Below are 18,281 nucleotides of genomic sequence, written 5' to 3'. Positions count from 1 at the left end.
ATGAGAAAAGATTTTAAAAACTTAGATATATATGCCGCTTTTCAACCCGTCAATGGTGCTGAGTGGCAAAAGGCTAACGGCATCCATGCTGATTGGAAAACGCCGGAACACATTGAGGTGAAGCCTGTTTATACAAAAGAAGACCTTGAGGGAATGGAACATTTGGGTTATGCTGCCGGACTTCCTCCTTATTTGCGTGGTCCGTACTCTGTAATGTATACATTGCGTCCCTGGACTATCCGTCAGTATGCAGGTTTTTCTACAGCGGAAGAGTCAAATGCCTTTTACCGTCGTAATTTGGCTTCCGGACAGAAAGGTCTGTCCGTAGCTTTCGACTTGGCCACTCACCGTGGCTACGACCCCGACCACGAACGTGTAGTGGGTGACGTAGGTAAGGCAGGTGTGTCTATCTGTTCCTTGGAGAATATGAAGGTGCTGTTCGATGGAATTCCTTTGAACAAGATGTCCGTCTCCATGACCATGAACGGTGCCGTACTTCCTGTTATGGCATTCTACATCAACGCAGGTCTGGAGCAGGGTGCCAAGTTAGAAGAAATGGCTGGTACTATCCAGAACGATATCTTGAAGGAATTCATGGTGCGTAATACCTATATCTACCCGCCTGCATTCTCTATGAAGATTATTTCTGATATCTTTGAATATACTTCTCAGAAAATGCCTAAGTTTAACTCTATCTCCATCTCCGGCTACCACATGCAGGAAGCGGGTGCTACGGCAGACATCGAGTTGGCTTACACCCTGGCAGACGGTTTGGAATATCTGCGTGCCGGAACGGCTGCGGGTATTGACATCGATGCTTTCGCACCGCGTCTCTCTTTCTTCTGGGCCATCGGAACGAACCACTTTATGGAAATTGCCAAAATGCGTGCCGCACGTATGTTGTGGGCAAAGATTGTGAAGCAGTTCAACCCGAAGAATCCGAAGTCGCTGGCTTTGCGTACGCACTCCCAGACTTCCGGCTGGTCGCTGACAGAGCAAGACCCGTTCAACAATGTGGGCCGTACTTGTATCGAGGCGATGGCTGCTGCATTGGGACATACTCAGTCACTGCATACCAATGCTCTTGACGAGGCTATTGCCTTGCCGACGGATTTCTCTGCACGTATTGCACGTAATACGCAGATTTATATTCAGGAAGAAACTTACATTTGCAAGAATGTAGACCCATGGGGTGGCTCTTATTATGTGGAAAGTTTGACCAATGAGTTGGCTCACAAGGCTTGGGAATTGATTCAGGAAGTAGAGAAGCTGGGCGGTATGGCAAAAGCCATCGAAACCGGTATTCCCAAGATGCGTATCGAAGAGGCTGCTGCACGTACACAAGCCCGTATTGATAGCGGTTCACAGACCATTGTCGGCGTGAACAAGTATCGTCTGGAGAAAGAAGCTCCGATTGATATTCTTGAAATCGACAATACGGCTGTCCGTCAGGAACAGATTGAAAACCTGAAGCGTCTGAAGGAAGGACGTAACCAGGCAGAAGTGGACAAGGCATTGGAGGCTATTACTGAATGTGTAAAGACAGGTAAGGGTAACTTGCTGGAACTGGCAGTCGAGGCAGCCCGTGTCCGTGCCACTTTGGGGGAAATCTCTTATGCTTGCGAAAAGATTGTAGGACGTTATAAAGCAGTAATTAGAACTATATCAGGCGTGTATTCATCAGAAAGTAAGAATGACAGCGACTTCCACCGTGCTTGTGAATTAGCTGAGAAGTTTGCGAAGAAAGAGGGACGTCAGCCTCGTATCATGGTAGCAAAGATGGGGCAGGACGGTCACGACCGCGGTGCCAAAGTTGTTGCAACCGGATATGCCGACTGTGGCTTCGATGTGGACATGGGACCCTTGTTCCAAACACCGGCCGAGGCTGCCCGCGAAGCAGTTGAGAACGACGTTCATGTAGTGGGGGTTTCTTCATTGGCTGCCGGACACAAGACATTGGTTCCGCAGATTATCGAAGAACTCAAGAAGTTGGGACGTGAGGACATCGTAGTGATTGCCGGTGGTGTAATCCCCGCACAAGACTATGACTTCCTTTACAAGGCAGGCGTAGCTGCCATCTTCGGCCCCGGTACTCCGGTTGCCAAGGCTGCTTGCCAGATATTGGAAATCTTGTTGGATGAAGAATAATCCGACACGTTAAATGTTAAAAGAGGGACGGCATATGTTTACATATCCGTCCCTTTTTCTTAATCTGTGTTATAGAACATATTTTTTAGTTGGATAATTTGCAGATTTATCAGAAGTCCGTATCTTTGCAATGTGTTTTTCATAGTATTAGATTTAAGGTTAACAAAGGTTGGAGTACAGCGGTACTCCTTTTTTTATGTTCATATGTCAGCTTTTGGGGAGAAAAAATTACCAGGTCTATGTTATCGTTCCTTGCTTATCGTTTCGTTCTTGCCCCCTTTTTATTACCTTTGTCCCACTAAATAAAATAGCGAATGATAGTTTGTATTGCCGAAAAGCCCTCTGTGGCGCGTGACATAGCCGATGTATTGGGAGCGAGAGAAAAGAAAGACGGATACATCGAAGGAAATGGATACCAGGTGACCTGGACATTCGGTCATCTTTGTACGCTGAAAGAGCCGCATGAATATACCCCTAATTGGAAGTCATGGAGCTTGGGAAGCCTGCCCATGATACCTCCCCGTTTCGGCATTAAGCTGATTAGTAATCCCACATACGAGCGCCAGTTCCATACGATAGAGAACCTCATGCAACATGCCGATATGATTATAAACTGTGGTGATGCCGGGCAGGAGGGAGAATTGATACAGCGTTGGGTGATGCAGAAGGCCGGGGCACGTTGTCCGGTGAAACGTCTTTGGATATCTTCATTGACAGAGGAAGCTATTCGTGAGGGGTTTGCCAAGCTGCGTGATGCGTCGGATTTCCAGCCTTTGTACGAAGCAGGCTTGTCGCGTGCCATTGGCGACTGGCTGCTCGGGATGAATGCCACCCGCCTCTACACCATGAAGTATGGGCAGAACCGGCAGGTACTTTCTATCGGCCGTGTGCAGACGCCGACACTGGCGCTGATTGTAAACCGTCAGTTGGAAATACAGAATTTTGTTCCCAAGCAATACTGGGAGCTGAAGACCGTCTATCGTGATACCACTTTCTCCGCCATCCTCCGGAAAAGTGAGGAGGAACTGGTACTGGAAGCCGAGAAGCAGAAAGAGGCCATAGCTGCTGGGAAGAAACCTAAAAAAGAAGAAGAGAATCGAGGTATCGACCCCATTACCGACCGCGAACGTGGGCTTGCTCTATTGGATCAGGTTAAGAATTTTCCTTTTACTGTGACGGATGTCACCAAGAAAGAGGGGAGGGAGGCGCCACTTCGCTTGTTTGACTTGACTTCTTTGCAAGTGGAATGTAACAAGAAGTTTGCCTATTCCGCTGATGAGACGCTGAAAATCATCCAGTCTTTGTATGAGAAGAAAGTGGCTACCTATCCACGTGTAGACACTACCTATTTGAGTGATGACATCTATCCCAAATGCCCCGGCATCTTGAAAGGTCTGCGTGATTACGAGACATTTACAGCCCCTTTGACAGGAACTGCATTGTTGAAGTCCAAAAAGGTTTTCGATAACTCGAAGGTAACAGACCACCACGCCATTATTCCTACCGGCCAGCATCCGCAGAATCTGACGGATATGGAACGTCGCGTATTCGATTTGATAGCACGCCGTTTCATTGCTGTATTCTATCCCGATTGTAAGTTTGCCACTACCACCGTATTGGGCGAGGTAGAGAGTATAGAGTTCAAGGCCACCGGCAAGCAGATTCTGGAATCGGGTTGGCGTGTTATCTTCGGCACCCCCTCGGTACAATCGCAGGAGGAGAAAGAGGAAAAGGGAGAAGAGGAGAATGTGCTTCCGGCTTTTGTGAAAGGAGAAAGCGGACCGCACGTTCCTGATTTATATGAGAAGTGGACGCAACCGCCCCGGCCTTATACGGAAGCCACCCTGCTGCGTGCTATGGAAACGGCGGGCAAGCTGGTGGATAACGACGAACTGCGTGATGCGCTGAAGGAAAACGGTATCGGTCGTCCGTCTACCCGTGCAGCCATCATCGAGACGCTGTTCAAGCGGAATTATATCCGCAAGGAAAAGAAGAATCTGATAGCCACTCCTACCGGTGTGGAGCTGATACAGATTATTCATGAGGAGCTGTTGAAGTCGGCGGAACTGACCGGTATTTGGGAGAAAAAACTACGTGAGATAGAAAGGCGGACATATAATGCCGGACAATTCTTGGAAGAATTGAAGCAGATGGTATCGGAAATCGTGATGAGTGTACTTTCTGATAACAGCAACCGCCACATCACCATCCAAGCGTCTGCTCCCGAAAAGGGCAGTAAGGCTTCTGCCAAGACAGAGGCTGCCGATAAGCCAAAAAAGGAGCCGAAGAAAAGAGCACCGAGAAAGTCTGCCGCCGCAGGTAAAAAGACGAAACAGGCTTTGGGCGCTGTGGCAGCTTCAAGTGTGGAGGTTCCCGTACAAGCTGACGATTTCGTCGGTCAGTCTTGTCCGCTTTGCGGAAAAGGTACCGTTATCAAGGGGAAAACAGCTTACGGTTGTTCTGAATGGAAATCCGGATGCACATTCCGCAAGCCGTTTGAATAAGGGTAATCACATTAAATAATTCTCTCCGCCATGTATTTCCAGAGGGGAGCAGCCATCAGCGCCTGGCGGATGCTTCCTTGCTGCAGCAATTCCTTGACCTCTTGCAAGGAAAGCAGGTGTACGGTCAGGTTTTCTGTATCTTCCAACTGTTGCTCGGAGATTTTCTCCACGTCCGTAGCCAGGAAACAGTAGGTAATGTTGGTGTGGGTACTTGGATTGGGAGAGATTTGCATGAACTCTTTCCATACTCCGTTTCCATAGCCGGTTTCTTCCAAAAGTTCCCGTTGTGCGGAAACCATCGGAGAGCCGTCCTCTTCTTCGCATACCCCTGCACAGAGCTCATAGGACGTTTCTTGTATGCCATGCCGGTATTGGCGGATAAAGACAAATTGTCCATCACGGGTGATGGCAATGGTATTCACCCAGTTGGGATATTCCAATATATAATAGGAGGGGATGTGGTTGCCGTTGGGTAGCACTACATGGTCCTTACGCACAGTGAGCCACGGGGCCCGATGAAGGTATTCGCTGGATAAGACGGTCCAGGTGTCTTTTGATTTTTCCATAATGGTAGAATTGACTATATTTTAAACAGCATCCCTCCGATATTATCTGCCGTGGCTCCCGTTACCGAGGCGAGGCATCCGGGTGTGTCCGCCATATAGAGGGCACCCAGGAAAGCAAAGATTAGGGCTTCCTTGTACTCTATGATTTGCCGGCTGGGAATCACGATTTCACACGGACACAAAGCGTCGATACGTTCTATGAGGAACTTGTTGAATGCACCTCCACCGGTAATCAGCAGCTTTCCATTGCCATCGGGCAAGGGGTGGGCGGTGATGATGCGTGATATTTGCCAGGCGGCATGCTCGTAAAAGGTACGTAGCATATTTTCCATACTCAAGCCATAACGCTCGAGCATGGGATATACCAGTGTTTCCACCCACTCTCGTCCCAATGATTTCGGTCCGGACTGATGGTAGAAATCCATTCCGTTCAGTTCGTCCAGCAGTTCTTGGCAAATGTTGCCTTGCCGTGCTATCTCGCCGTCACGGTCAAATTCCAATCCTATTTGCCGGCAGTAATGGTTGATGATGTAATTCACCGGACTGATGTCAAAAGCGATGCGCCGCCCGTCCTGCTCGAATGAGATGTTGGAGAAGTCGCCGATATTCAAACAGAAGTCGTAGTCAGCAAAAAGCAACCGGTCGCCAATAGGTACGAGTGGAGCGCCCTGCCCACCTAGCATGATGTCCAGCCGCCGGAAATCCGAAACGGTAGGTATATGGGTTTCAGCGGCAATGGCGGCTCCATCACCTATTTGGTACATGATTCTCTTTTGAGGCTCATGGAAGATAGTATGCCCGTGGGAGGCGATAATATCGGGGTGGACTCCAAATTCTTGCATGAACTCGTTGACACGTTCACCGAGAAACTTTCCATAGGAGCTGTGGAAAGTGATGAACTCCAAAGCACTCATTGTCTGTGCACCGGTACCCAATATCTGCTTCATGGCGTCAGGGTAGCTATAGCCTTTCGCACAGTCTATGTGGAAAGACCATTTTCCAGCTTGTCGTCGGAAAGTGCAACAACATACGTCCAGTCCGTCAAGAGAGGTGCCGGACATCAGGCCGATGGCTTGAATTTGGAAGTCTTTCATCCTGATTTTCTTGTTTTATTTATAATTGAGGTAGAATTCGACAACGGCTTCTATTCCTTTACGGAAGATGTCCAATGGTATATTCTCATTAGGTGAGTGGATGGCGTTGGATTCGAGCCCGAAGCCCATCAATACGGTTTTGATACCCAGCACTTGCTCGAAGGTGGAAATGATGGGGATACTTCCACCTCGACGCACTGCCAGCGGTTTCTTTCCGAATGCTTTTTCAAAACCTTTTTCGGCGGCTTGATAGGCGGGCAGGCTGATGGGGCATACATATCCTTGTCCGCCGTGCATCGGAGTGACTTTTACCTGCACCGAATCCGGTGCTATGTCTAAGATATAGTCGGCAAACAGTTTGGATATTTTATGGTGGTCCTGGTGGGGAACTAACCGGCAGGATACCTTGGCGTATGCCTTGGATGGGAGCACGGTCTTGGACCCTTCACCCGTATATCCGCCCCAGATGCCGCATACGTCGAAAGATGGACGGCAACTGTTACGTTCCAGCGTACTGTAACCTTTCTCTCCGAAAAGCGCTTTTACATTGATAGCCTTTTTGTATTTCTCTTCGTCGAAAGGAATGCGGGCTATCATGTCGCGCTCAGCTTGGGGAACTTCTTCCACATCGTCATAGAAACTCGGTATGGTGATACGTCCCCCCGCATCCGTTACTTTGCTGATAATCTGGCAAAGCACGTTGATGGGATTGGCGACGGCACCGCCGAAGTGTCCGCTGTGCAGGTCGCGATTAGGGCCGGTCACTTCTATTTCCCAATAGGCAAGTCCGCGCAATCCAGTGGTCAGTGAAGGCAGGTCGGCGCCAAGCATGCTGGTGTCCGAAACCAGTATGACATCTGCTTTTAGCAGTTCTTTGTGCTCTTGGCAGAAGCTTTCCAGACTGGGCGAGCCGATTTCTTCTTCTCCTTCGAAGATGAATTTCACGTTGGTTTGCAGCAGTCCGTTTCTGACGAGGTATTCAAATGCTTTCACTTGTATGAAAGACTGCCCTTTGTCATCATCAGCACCACGTGCCCAGATATGTCCGTCGCGTATTTCAGGCTCAAAGGGTTCGCTTTTCCAAAGTTCGAGAGGCTCGGCCGGCATCACGTCGTAGTGGGCATATACCAATACGGTCTTGGCGTCCGGGTCTACGATTTTCTGTCCAAAAACAATTGGATTTCCTTTTGAAGGCATTACCAGAGCTTCGTCTGCTCCGGCTTCGAGCAACAGTTGTGCCCAGCGTTTGGCGCAGGCAAGCATATCGTCGTGATACTCGGGTTTGGCACTGATGCTTGGAATACGGATGAGGCTGAACAAGTCTTCCAGCATTTTAGACTCGTTCTCTGTAATATATTTCTTTATTTCCATAGGTGAATATTATAGCTGAGTTGTTCTGTCAATCAGGTAATAATCCAGCAATGTCATTGCTGTCATTGCTTCCACGATGGGTACTGCGCGTGGCAATACGCACGGATCATGGCGTCCGCGGGCTTTCAGGGTGGTGTCTACACCGTCAATGTTCACGGTGTGTTGCTCCATCAGTACGGTTGCCACGGGTTTGAAGGCTACACGGAAATAGATGTCTTGTCCGTTGCTGATTCCACCTTGTATACCGCCCGAATGATTGGTGCGGGTCTCGATACGTCCGTTGTTGTTGTAGAACACGTCATTCTGCTCTGAGCCTTTTTGCTTTAATCCCTTGAAACCGTCTCCATACTCGAATGCTTTTGCTGCATTGATGCTGAGCATGGCTGCTCCGAGTGCCGCATGGAGCTTGCCGAATACGGGTTGTCCCAGTCCGATGGGGCATCCTTTGATGACACAGGTCACCACTCCTCCGATAGTATCTCCTTCTCCCTTTATCTTGAAGATGAGTTCTTCCATTTCTTTCGCCTTCGCCGGGTCGGGGCAGCGGACCGGATTGGTCTCTATCAGGTCGAGGTCGTATGCGGTATAGTTCTCTTCAAGGCGGATAGAGCCTACTTGTGAAGTGTATGCCGTGATGTGTATACCCAACTGCTTTAGTGCCAATTTGGCCAAGGCGCCCGCCACTACACGCGAGATTGTTTCACGGGCCGATGAACGTCCGCCTCCGCGATGGTCTCGGATGCCGTATTTTACCTTATAAGTATAGTCGGCATGTGACGGACGGTAGACCTCTTTCAGGTTATTGTAATCGTCAGAATGCTGGTTTTGGTTCCATACAATGAATCCTATGGGGCAGCCCGTGGATTTTCCTTCGAAGATGCCGGAGAGAAACTCCACTTTATCACCTTCTTTCCGGGCAGTAGTGATACGTGACTGTCCGGGGCGGCGTCGGTCGAGCTCTGCCTGGACGAAATCCATATCAATGACTATTCCTGCAGGGAATCCGTCTATCACTCCTCCCACACCCTTACCGTGTGATTCCCCAAAACTGGTAAGACGGAGAATATTTCCAAATGAGTTGAACATATCAAATGCTTTAAAGGTTTATATATGAGGTTAATGTGCCAATACGCTTTATAGGAAATGCTTTTGACTTTATAAAGATAACAACTTTCTGTCTGATAACCAAACTTTATTGCAATATGTTGTGTAAGGGGTTGTAATACAAGGATACTTTCTAAAATATTCCATTGATAACCAAATGTGATAACCGATTTTAATAACGTTTGGTGATAACAAGGAATGAGCGAACAGTTATTTTTGGATTTCAGTCTGAATTTCAATTTACGGCAGACGAGGAGGAATGTGCCGACCATCATTTACGCTCTGTTTACCTTCCAGGGGAAACGGTGCAAGGTCAATATCGGTGCGAAGGTTTATCCGGCACAATGGAACAAGCGGAGGCAGATAGCCACCGTCAGCAACGGGCAGACAAGGTTGGATAACCGCAATAATGAGATAGTCAATAAAAGAATAAGGGCCGTACTTGCCGCCTTTGAAGAGAAGAAGAGCTATCTTTGCGAGAACTTGGAGAGAATGGACTTCCTTCTTGAAGAACTGAGGCAGGCCATCAATCCTAACCTTAAAACCCGTCATGCAGCCATGAAAGAGAACAACGAATTATCCGCAACGCTTATATTAAGTCGGATGGCAGAGAGCAACATCGCTTCGGAGAGCAGTAAAAAAATTTATCTGGGATATGTGTCGGCATTCAAGGAATATCTGGAAGCCAAAGGCATAAGCGACAGATTATCCTCTATAAATAGGGACGTGCTGGAAGACTACCAGCAATATTTGCAGGGAAGTCGGCCTGCGACAGTCAAGACCCTTCTGAACAAGGTCAAGGGCATTGTAACGCTGATTAACCATGCCAACAAGGACAAGACTGTAAGGTCGAACATAAACACCAACGGCATAGCATACCTGGAAGACAACCGGAGCAGGGAGCAGAGGAAGAGCAAGCAGGTTCCGTTGACGGAAAGCCAGCTGTTAGCCATATACAACTACACGGACTTGAACGCCAAGGAAAGGGAAACCAGGGACTTGTTCATCTGCCAGTGCCTGCTGGGGCAACGCATATCGGATTTGCCCAAAATTCTTAAGGGTGACTACCGGATAACGAAGCTGGAGGACGGCAACGAGGTGATTTCATTCATGGCCCAGAAGACTTCGCAGGAAGCCACATTGTATCTCTTTCCGGTAGTAAAGGAAATTTTAGATCGGTATAGGCAGACTGGCTTTGAGCACATAGACCTGCTTGCGGAGGACAAGAAGGTAATCGCCAGGAATGAAGTCAAACTGAACAAGACCATAAAAGAGGTGTGCAGGAAAGCCGGGCTGGACAAAGATATAGACTATGTCGAACAGATAGGCAGTAAGAGAATCGCACGGAGAAAGAAGCTGTTCGAGCTAATTCATACCCACACGGCGCGGCATACCTTCATCACTCTGATGTGCCGTTATGGTGTGCCTAAAGAGGATGTCATAGTGGCAACCGCGCATACGGACATCAAAATGATAGACGAGGTTTATCTGCACGAGACCGTAAATGACAAGGGAACGAGGTACGTCAATTCCATGAAGAGAATCAAGGGTAGTGCATTCTTCAAGGTCGAAGGGGCAGACAATACGGCAGATACAGTTGTAGACAAGGAAAGGACGGCCAGGCAACCGATTTCAACTGCGGGCAACATAACCTTTGAAACCTTGCTGGACACCCAGTTTCTTGCATCCCGAATCAATGAAGCCAGTGACATGGCAGAACGGATGGGGTATGTAAAGGACGGCAAACTGTATGACTACAATGACGAGATAAACGGCATTGTAAAAGAAGTGGAGGCTTTCATGCAGTCTCCTGCCCCCGGCTTTGAGGTAGCTTGTAAATATGTGGAGCGGTTGTCTGTCGGTAATCTATCCAATTTGAGAGATGAGCTGAAATTGCTAATAGTCAGATGTATGAGGATAGAAGCGAATACAGAAACCGTCATGCAGATTATTGACAAGGCTTTCAGAATGGGTATTCTGGATAATGACAGCCTTAATGACATGAAAGAGATTGTATCTGCAATATTGAAGGTTAAAGAGAAGGAAAGCGGAAAGTAATTCTGGAATGAAATGCTATCCTCCGGACAGATGTGGCTGTAAGGAGAGTTCAGACATGATAGAAAGCCATTAACTGACGTTAACTGATTATCCGGATACAAGGAGAGTTCGAGCATGATAATATTTCATTAACTGACGTTAACTGATTATCCGGCTGTAAGGTCCGTACATGATAAAACTCATTAACTGACGTTAACTGATTGTCCGGACTTGTGCTCCAATCCGGACTAAATCAAGTGATTACAAATAAAAGACCGTAAATTCTTGGAATTTATCAGTAGAATGGTTTACCTTTGCAGCAGTTAAATGATTAACTCATGTTGTTGATGAGTTAAGTATTGAGCAACATGTTCTTTGAAATCATGTACAATCCGACACCAGCACCTCGGTGCTATAAGCTACCACCGGATGGTACGCTGTAACAATTAAAGAATATATTCATAATTGTTAATATTATTAATTAGGCAATTTTCGGATTGCCGGGTATATATGAAGGTATAAGTATGCCTGCTCTTATATACCATTTAATAAATTATATATTATGGTATATATAGAAAAATTCGGGAGTGAAGAAGCTCCCAAGTGGTACTTTGTTACCAAAGTAATAATAAATGGTAAGGAACAAGAAATCATTCCTGCCTTCACTGATTATTCTATCAAACGTAAAGACTTTGAGAAGGATAAAGTGTGCGAATTTATAGATAAGAGCAAGTTCTTGCCGACTGTGGTTTGCTTCACAGAAGCAAAACCATTCTACGCAGAGAATGTTCCTCTATATGATTATGATGGCAGGAAGATTGAAGCCCTTCCCGATAATGCTCCGGCTGTAATGGTCTATCTGGATAAAGCCGACAATGTTAACTTGCTTGGTTTGATAGATGAGCCATTGCCTGCCGAATTGGTAAAATGTGATAGCGTTTCTGACGCTTACCGCAGAGTGGCAACAACCGCATATCTCTCCCAATGCCCCTCAAAAGATGAATGGATAGGATATGCTGGAATTGTAACGGGAGATGAATTATTTCAGAATATCCGCAAGTTCGGCATAAGGTACTCTATGCCCGGCACTGCCGTACAGGGATATTTTGGTATGAGCACTACTGTTTCTTTATTACAAAGCAAAGCTCTTGCAGCAAGTTCTTCCCCTTACAATGGGAAACACAGAAGCTATGAGGAGGCAGAGCGGTTAATGAAAGCAACGGTACAAGCCTTTGGCGTGAAAGCTGCAAAACAGACCAGATACATTAAAGCCATTAATTATTGTATCTCGCAATATGACTTTGAGACGGTCTGTAAAGTGCTTGACAACATCGGCGCAACAGAGAAGTTGCAGGTTGAAACAGTCAAGTGCGAAGATAAAATCAGTTGTATTCAGCAATTAATCATAGAACATGTTGTTGCGATGCGTGAGGCTCAACAGCAATAAGAATAACCGGATTGTACATGATACATAAAATAAGAGGCTGTCTCAAATTGATTTTGAGTTCAGCCTCTTTTGTTTTATAGTGTTCTCCGGTCTCAAAGAATCAGTGCTTTCGGTAAATCTGAACATCACATTCTCCCCGAACAGCTACGGTTATGGGAAAAATTTTTGCTTTATCGACCCCTCAACTCAAGATGTTAAAGAATCGGACATACCCTTTGGCATGCTCCCTTGAAGTCCGTATCTTTGTACCAGCCCATGAATTTGGAGCGAGATTACCTATTCCACCAGATTGTTCCAACCAACTACAAACCCCAGTCAAATGCAGGAATTAACTTATGAGGACATACGGAAACTGGCAATAAAAGAGGGTGTCAAGGACACCAAACTCCATATAGGACTTTGGGCTTCTGACCGATACGTCAAGACAAGGAAAGGGATTAAGGGTAAAAGATGTACCGTCTATTATCCTTTCAATAAAGCCGTTCCACTAAAAGATTTATTTTAGAAACAGATACAGTCCAATTATTATATCCCAGACCCGTTGCGGGAAACTGGAGGTATAAAGTTGTGGGGAACTGGAGGGATGACTTGCGGTAAACTGGAGACCTATTCACTACCTATAACAATACCTTATATCATTACCTACCATAGTATCGCAACGCTCCGCATTGCTTTACAAATGACGGAATGGCGACAGCGGGTAGTAGGGATGCTGACAAGTCGTGTTATCCCATGCAGGCAAGCAGATACAACCATTACCAACTAATAAATCCAAATAACGGTATGATAATACATGTACCAACAAAGACAGCTTTTAATAACAGACGTGAAGCCAAGGAGTTCTTTGGAGCGGCATACTTCTGTAAGATGCTGAGAGAAGGTAAAGATATTCTATTCATTAATGACGCACACATTGCTTTCAATGGAACAATATACAGTACTGACAAAGGAAATAACGGAGATAGACGGTAATAATAAATTTACGGCTACACTGGTATATGCCTATATAAAGTCAAGAGAAAACTATGAATCAAATGTTACCGGCAGGCTCACTTATCCTAATATTGCCAAGAATATAAAGGTGGCAGAAGGAACAGTCGAGAATATTGTACCTGCATTAATCTCCAGGAGGGCGCTATTCACTAAAGTAGACGGGAGGACTATGCCGGATGAGAAAGGAGAGATACATACACATAATACATACTACTTTGCCCCAAGCTATCCCAATTACTTCTACATCAATAATGCCTTCTTTAGTGAAGACATAAGCAGTGGCATTGCAAGCATCAAGGAAGCCAACAAGGTCAAAGGTCTGTTGCTCCAATTAAAAGCCGTATGTATAAATGAGACCAATAAATATATCAGCAGACAACCTTATAAGGGTGGAGTAAATATCAGTGAACTGTCAAGACTGCTTAATACTGACAGAGATACTCTGACCAGGTTACTGAAACTTGCTGTAGAACTTAAACAAGTGAAGTATATACCCAAAGGCATACTGATTACCAACAGACATATCATACCGGATTATATAGTGGCACATAATAATAGGCAAGGCAAGCCTCTATTGACAGCGGTATATCATACAATCTATAACTGGTGTCTTGATAATGGGATTATTCCTCCGGATAGGAATGACACGATACATAAAGCGGGCAATAAAGTGAAAAGGAGCAATGAGATACTATCCAGAATAGCCGCCAAATTTAATGTGACCGATGAGGATATTGTAAGGTTGGCAGATGCCAGTCATGTAAGTGTCAATGTGTATCTACAGAATGCAATAGAGACCGAACAGCCTTTCATCCATTGTTACCTCCCTTATGTGCTAAGCCGGAGACTTGTTACCAAACCGGAATACATTACGTTGGAATATATAGCAAGTACATTGAATATACCGCCAATTGACAGTGAGGATGAAGATAACTCCATAATCATGCTATAAGTATTGTCACAATACAACCTTTTAATAGGATATATTTCCATTATATACCCCAACTCAAATTAGGTAGTTTCCAAACAACACCCCCTCCCTTCCAGATACGGGAAATGCTTCCATATAAGGTACAGAGCCATATAGAGTGGAATTACTGGCAGTAGAGAAAAATGGCTGGCATGTATATCCGTATCTGGTGCATGTTTCAAGCGCTTCTTTACTGTTACTCCTAACTACCCTCACCGTATCTTTAGGGGAAATGAACACCAGATGCGAAATCACCTTCCAGCCCCGAACGCTTGAAATTCTGTAACAGCCATTACGGGCAGATACAGATTTATTACAGAAATACACATGCGTGCAAGGCTGGGAGGCTTTCTGCTTTCTGGCTATCATTCCCTTTCAATTCATTCATTACTAACCAATAAATTATCGCTTATGGAAGATTTAAAGGCAATTCTGACGGTTGGTGCAATACTCGTTGTACCGTTCATTGCAGCACCAAAGGCAATGTTTGCCATAGTGCTGTACATTATCATTTATATGGCATTCAGATGGAGAAATTTCTAATTATCAACTTAATAATTTACAGATTATGGAAGCATTACAGATTATGCCAGTCATGGCACAGAGAAGGAACAGTAATTTAGGAGAATTTGCAGAGGATGCAACGGTTGTAACGGACGATACAAAGGGGAAACGACCTCTGTTCATAGAGGCTAATACAGTTGAAGCGACTTTACAGCATTTGAGGGACGACTGTATAATTCCAGTATTCGCCAAAGACAACGAGGCTACACTGTCGCACGTCTCGTTCATTGAAACGGTGCAGGATGCAGCTAATACATTCTTTAACGGTGAACGGATAGGGCAGCCGGATATAAGGGTGTCACACGTTATCAAAGGTCGTATTCCAGAAGCAATACATAAGCCTGCCAATCAGTTATTAGAGAGTGACAAGACCATTTATTACGAGCGTTGCGCTTTCGTGATTGAAATACCTACCATCTACGAGACGGTGAACGGTAATAGGCTGACCCTTACTGTAGGTGGGGTTAGGGCTTATAACCATACCAATCTGTACAGTAAAAAGGGTGCAGAGCGTTTTAAGGTATTCATAGGCTTCATTTGTAATGTCTGCACCAATTTATGTGTATCAACAGACGGTTATCTTACTTGTTTGGAAGTAACCAATACCAACGAATTATATCGTGCCGTATTGGAAATGTTCAACAAGTACGACCCTGCCAAGCACATACATCTGATGCAGACACTTGGCGGCTCATATCTGACTGAACACCAGTTCTGCCAGTTACTTGGGAGAATGCGACTTTATCCACTGTTACCGCAAGGACAGCAGAAGGCTATCCCCAGAATGCTGCTTACTGATACGCAGATAAACAGTGTAGCCAAAGCATATATTCATGATGATAACTTTGGCAGTCTTGGCAGTGACCTATCCATGTGGAAGTTCTATAACCTGCTTACTGGCAGTAACAAGAGCAGCTACATAGACAGTTTTCTGGATAGAGCCTACAACGCTACAGAACTGGCAACGGGCATTGCATCCGCTCTGCATGGTGATGAGAGATACAGTTGGTTTCTCTCTTAGTTGTATCTGGAATTATACTCTATTACTGATTTCTCAAAACTGGAGATTATGCTACGGAATTTATTCTATGTGTTACTGGCGACTTTGGTATTCTTCATTGCAATGGCATTGTTTCCATTTATAGCGGTGGGATATATCCTGCTATTGGGCTATGCCATTGTTAAAGGATAGCTTAGTATGAAGGACATCTATATAATAAGGTATAGGTGTCCTCTTACTGTTAATGGGAGAAATGTTCACTTTCATTATTAGTGAATGTATCTTTGATTATCAGCAAGTTGGATATTCCAACTTGAAAATGATATTCACTTTTATTCATTTCATTATAAGACTGAACGTTATGTCACTTAAATATTCAAGTACAACCGCAGATTATCTGCAATGGAGCGAGGCAATGAACTTGATAAGGAAGTTAGCCAAAGACGGGAATTATAAAATCTCGCTTCTTGTTGCTCTGGGCTGTTTTACTGGCTTAAGAATATCTGACATTCTGGCTTTACGCTGGAAGCAGATATTAAATGTGGAGGAATTTACCGTTATCGAAATCAAGACGGGAAAGCAAAGGACTGTGAGAATTAACATGCAGCTACAGAAGCATATCTGTGACTGCTACAAGCATATCAGTCCTATAGGCATAGACGCGCCTATATTGGTAAGCCGGAAAGGTACGGTCTATTCCATACAGAGGATAAATGTAGTCCTCAAAGAGGTTAAAAGGAAGTATAGGCTGCATATAGGCAACTTCTCATGCCACAGCCTTAGAAAGACTTTCGGCAGGCAGGTCTATAACATGAACAGCGAAAGTTCGGAGCTTGCACTGGTCAAACTCATGGAGCTATTCAATCACAGTTCTGTATCCATTACTAAGAGATACTTGGGATTAAGGCAGGAAGAACTGCTGAATACCTATGACTGCCTTAGTTTTTGATTACTGGCGGTTGCGCTCACCAATTATTAAGAATGGAGTGGAACAGCCTTTTAAGCCAATAATTCAAGTTGGGAGTAAATTTCTAAATTTCTACTCATATAGACCTTTTACAAATTTGCTCCTAACCTTGATTTATGGAGTAGGAATGCCTTTCTGCATTTAATAAACAATAAGTTCTTGCCAATCAAACGTAAATTCGTAACTTTGCAGCAATTCTAACAGCCTAATGCGTTGGGAAGTTGGAAGGACATATTAGTTAACGAAGAGCGTTTGAGATATTATCCTTAATCTGAAATCTGGACAATTTCATAAGTCAAGGATAATAGGCAAGAACGCTCACGTCAATGCTATATACCCACTTACTCAAGTGGACTATATAACGTTTGGCGTGGGCTATTGTTTATTACTTGACTTAGGGCAGTCCAGAGCCTCAGATTAGGTAATATTCAATGTTCCCACGCTTCTTTATTGTATAACAGTTAGTTAGGGGACACTGACTATAATACATGAATTAACCGTAAAGATACAGACTACTACTTATTAATTGACAACTCATTTATGAAGTGTGCAGCTATCGCTGTGTTCCTCACACTGATACAACTATTTATTATTAACTGCCACCTATTAGGGACGTAGAGGCATAAACAGATTTATAGCAATGAAGACATTAAGATTGATTGGAATGGCTATCGTAGCAGTAATTATGAGTGTTAACTTCGCAGCATGTAGTGATGATGATGATGAAGATAATAATGGTAATAATCCGTTGGTAGGTACTTGGATAGATAGCTATGGAGAAGATTATTATTTTATATGGAAATTTAATGCAGACGGTACGGGAATGAACCAAGAATATTATCATGGAGACCTTGAATATCCGGTTTCATTTACTTATACTTATGATGCTAAGACTACCGTTCTAACCGTTACATATAAAGATGACGTGAGTTTGATTCCAGAAGTTGATACTTATTATGTCACATTTAATGGTAATACCATGATTGCTAAAGAATTTGGGGAGTGGGGTGAAGATGAGCCAAACACTTGGACCAAGCAATAATTAAATAGATTGAAGTATAAAGGCAGCATGGAATTAACTCCCTTGCTGCCTTAACTGTTTACGCTTCTTGACTAACTTAGGCTTTCGTTTACTTGCCGCATCTTTGAAAAACTGTTCCAGCCTCTCTCTGGTAATAGGCAGGTATGTGACCTCTGTCAATATGGTTTCCCTAATCTCTTGTGGTAAATAATGAATTGTGTTATGCCTCTTGGGTATTGCTTGCATTTGTGTGGAAATAAAAGGTTGGTAATTGATTTATCTGCCACAAAGGTACTGATAAGAATCCGTCCAATCTAATGCAAGAGACGCATTCTGGGCTATCGGAATATATGTGTGTATTGGACGGGAAGGACAAGGCTGTGGATAGCAATAAAATGGAATTTTACTTCTGTGAGCGGAATAATGGACAAGGGTGCCTGGGCACAAATTACCCTAAGCCTAAAAGGGGGTTGGGAGTATTCCAAGAATTTCTCA

At 44.8% G+C, this 18,281-nt stretch carries 14 protein-coding genes; 10 read left to right on the top strand and 4 right to left on the bottom strand.

Features of this window, described 5'->3' with window-relative positions; genetic code table 11:
* Together scpA and HUX74_RS18690 are read left to right on the top strand one after the other, a co-directional pair.
* Complete coding sequence (gene scpA, locus HUX74_RS18695; protein ID WP_005833154.1) at nt 1-2,148, top strand: methylmalonyl-CoA mutase; 2,148 nt, start codon at nt 1-3, stop codon at nt 2,146-2,148.
* Between the two features lie 314 nt (nt 2,149-2,462).
* A complete protein-coding gene (locus tag HUX74_RS18690) occupies nt 2,463-4,652 on the top strand; it encodes a DNA topoisomerase 3 (RefSeq protein WP_138345009.1) in 2,190 nt (729 codons plus the stop codon).
* An 11-nt stretch (nt 4,653-4,663) separates the two neighbouring features.
* Here the strand turns inward: HUX74_RS18690 and HUX74_RS18685 are convergent, their stop codons facing one another.
* The 4 genes from HUX74_RS18685 to aroC are packed head-to-tail and all read right to left on the bottom strand — an operon-like array spanning nt 4,664 to nt 8,769.
* Nucleotides 4,664-5,218 carry an NUDIX hydrolase gene (locus HUX74_RS18685; protein ID WP_005827192.1) on the bottom strand — a complete coding sequence of 185 codons (555 nt, stop codon included), beginning with the start codon at nt 5,216-5,218 and terminating at the stop codon, nt 4,664-4,666.
* A 14-nt stretch (nt 5,219-5,232) separates the two neighbouring features.
* A complete protein-coding gene (locus HUX74_RS18680; protein ID WP_174647220.1) occupies nt 5,233-6,312 on the bottom strand; it encodes an anhydro-N-acetylmuramic acid kinase in 1,080 nt (359 codons plus the stop codon).
* Between the two features lie 15 nt (nt 6,313-6,327).
* Nucleotides 6,328-7,683 (bottom strand): dipeptidase, encoded by a 1,356-nt coding sequence (locus tag HUX74_RS18675; RefSeq protein WP_117600014.1) that lies wholly within the window; start codon nt 7,681-7,683, stop codon nt 6,328-6,330.
* Between the two features lie 9 nt (nt 7,684-7,692).
* Nucleotides 7,693-8,769 (bottom strand): chorismate synthase, encoded by a 1,077-nt coding sequence (gene aroC, locus HUX74_RS18670; RefSeq protein ID WP_005827187.1) that lies wholly within the window; start codon nt 8,767-8,769, stop codon nt 7,693-7,695.
* Nucleotides 8,770-8,985: 216 nt separating this feature from the next.
* Here aroC and HUX74_RS18665 point away from each other — a divergent pair, with 216 nt between their 5' ends.
* The 8 genes from HUX74_RS18665 to HUX74_RS18635 all read left to right on the top strand — a co-directional run bounded on the left by HUX74_RS18665 (nt 8,986) and on the right by HUX74_RS18635 (nt 17,807).
* Nucleotides 8,986-10,845, top strand: coding sequence for a tyrosine-type recombinase/integrase (locus HUX74_RS18665; protein WP_174647219.1), 1,860 nt, complete (start codon nt 8,986-8,988; stop codon nt 10,843-10,845).
* A gap of 541 nt (nt 10,846-11,386) precedes the next feature.
* Nucleotides 11,387-12,271, top strand: a complete 885-nt coding sequence (locus HUX74_RS18660; protein ID WP_174647204.1) for a hypothetical protein — start codon at nt 11,387-11,389, stop codon at nt 12,269-12,271.
* A gap of 319 nt (nt 12,272-12,590) precedes the next feature.
* Nucleotides 12,591-12,776 carry a hypothetical protein gene (locus HUX74_RS18655; protein WP_174647205.1) on the top strand — a complete coding sequence of 62 codons (186 nt, stop codon included), beginning with the start codon at nt 12,591-12,593 and terminating at the stop codon, nt 12,774-12,776.
* A gap of 417 nt (nt 12,777-13,193) precedes the next feature.
* Entirely contained in the window at nt 13,194-14,216 is a 1,023-nt protein-coding gene (locus HUX74_RS18650) for a hypothetical protein (RefSeq protein WP_174647218.1), read from the top strand.
* 586 nt (nt 14,217-14,802) lie between these two features.
* Nucleotides 14,803-15,819: a DUF3871 family protein gene (locus tag HUX74_RS18645; protein ID WP_174647217.1), complete on the top strand. Its 1,017-nt coding sequence runs from the start codon at nt 14,803-14,805 to the stop codon at nt 15,817-15,819.
* A gap of 48 nt (nt 15,820-15,867) precedes the next feature.
* Entirely contained in the window at nt 15,868-15,990 is a 123-nt protein-coding gene (locus HUX74_RS20950; protein ID WP_255342452.1) for a hypothetical protein, read from the top strand.
* A 169-nt stretch (nt 15,991-16,159) separates the two neighbouring features.
* Nucleotides 16,160-16,747, top strand: coding sequence for a tyrosine-type recombinase/integrase (locus HUX74_RS18640; RefSeq protein ID WP_174647216.1), 588 nt, complete (start codon nt 16,160-16,162; stop codon nt 16,745-16,747).
* A gap of 658 nt (nt 16,748-17,405) precedes the next feature.
* A complete protein-coding gene (locus HUX74_RS18635; protein WP_174647215.1) occupies nt 17,406-17,807 on the top strand; it encodes a hypothetical protein in 402 nt (133 codons plus the stop codon).
* The last annotated feature ends 474 nt before the right edge of the window (nt 17,808-18,281 follow it).

It is taken from the genome of Bacteroides sp. Marseille-P8574, assembly GCF_902825465.1.
Taxonomy (GTDB): Bacteria; Bacteroidota; Bacteroidia; order Bacteroidales; family Bacteroidaceae; genus Bacteroides; species Bacteroides uniformis.
The sequence above is the reverse complement of the archived record's forward strand: the minus strand, read 5'-3'. Positions and strand labels throughout refer to the sequence as shown.

Bases quoted from the DNA above. Each gene is read 5' to 3' on its own strand.
- HUX74_RS18665 (WP_174647219.1), top strand. From the start codon at position 8,986: ATGAGCGAACAGTTATTTTTGGATTTCAGTCTGAATTTCAATTTACGG.
- HUX74_RS18685 (WP_005827192.1), bottom strand. From the start codon at position 5,218: ATGGAAAAATCAAAAGACACCTGGACCGTCTTATCCAGCGAATACCTT.
- HUX74_RS20950 (WP_255342452.1), top strand. From the start codon at position 15,868: ATGCTACGGAATTTATTCTATGTGTTACTGGCGACTTTGGTATTCTTC.
- HUX74_RS18640 (WP_174647216.1), top strand. From the start codon at position 16,160: ATGTCACTTAAATATTCAAGTACAACCGCAGATTATCTGCAATGGAGC.
- HUX74_RS18655 (WP_174647205.1), top strand. From the start codon at position 12,591: ATGCAGGAATTAACTTATGAGGACATACGGAAACTGGCAATAAAAGAG.
- scpA (WP_005833154.1), top strand. From the start codon at position 1: ATGAGAAAAGATTTTAAAAACTTAGATATATATGCCGCTTTTCAACCC.
- HUX74_RS18660 (WP_174647204.1), top strand. From the start codon at position 11,387: ATGGTATATATAGAAAAATTCGGGAGTGAAGAAGCTCCCAAGTGGTAC.
- HUX74_RS18650 (WP_174647218.1), top strand. From the start codon at position 13,194: ATGGAACAATATACAGTACTGACAAAGGAAATAACGGAGATAGACGGT.
- HUX74_RS18635 (WP_174647215.1), top strand. From the start codon at position 17,406: ATGAAGACATTAAGATTGATTGGAATGGCTATCGTAGCAGTAATTATG.
- aroC (WP_005827187.1), bottom strand. From the start codon at position 8,769: ATGTTCAACTCATTTGGAAATATTCTCCGTCTTACCAGTTTTGGGGAA.
- HUX74_RS18645 (WP_174647217.1), top strand. From the start codon at position 14,803: ATGGAAGCATTACAGATTATGCCAGTCATGGCACAGAGAAGGAACAGT.
- HUX74_RS18690 (WP_138345009.1), top strand. From the start codon at position 2,463: ATGATAGTTTGTATTGCCGAAAAGCCCTCTGTGGCGCGTGACATAGCC.
- HUX74_RS18680 (WP_174647220.1), bottom strand. From the start codon at position 6,312: ATGAAAGACTTCCAAATTCAAGCCATCGGCCTGATGTCCGGCACCTCT.
- HUX74_RS18675 (WP_117600014.1), bottom strand. From the start codon at position 7,683: ATGGAAATAAAGAAATATATTACAGAGAACGAGTCTAAAATGCTGGAA.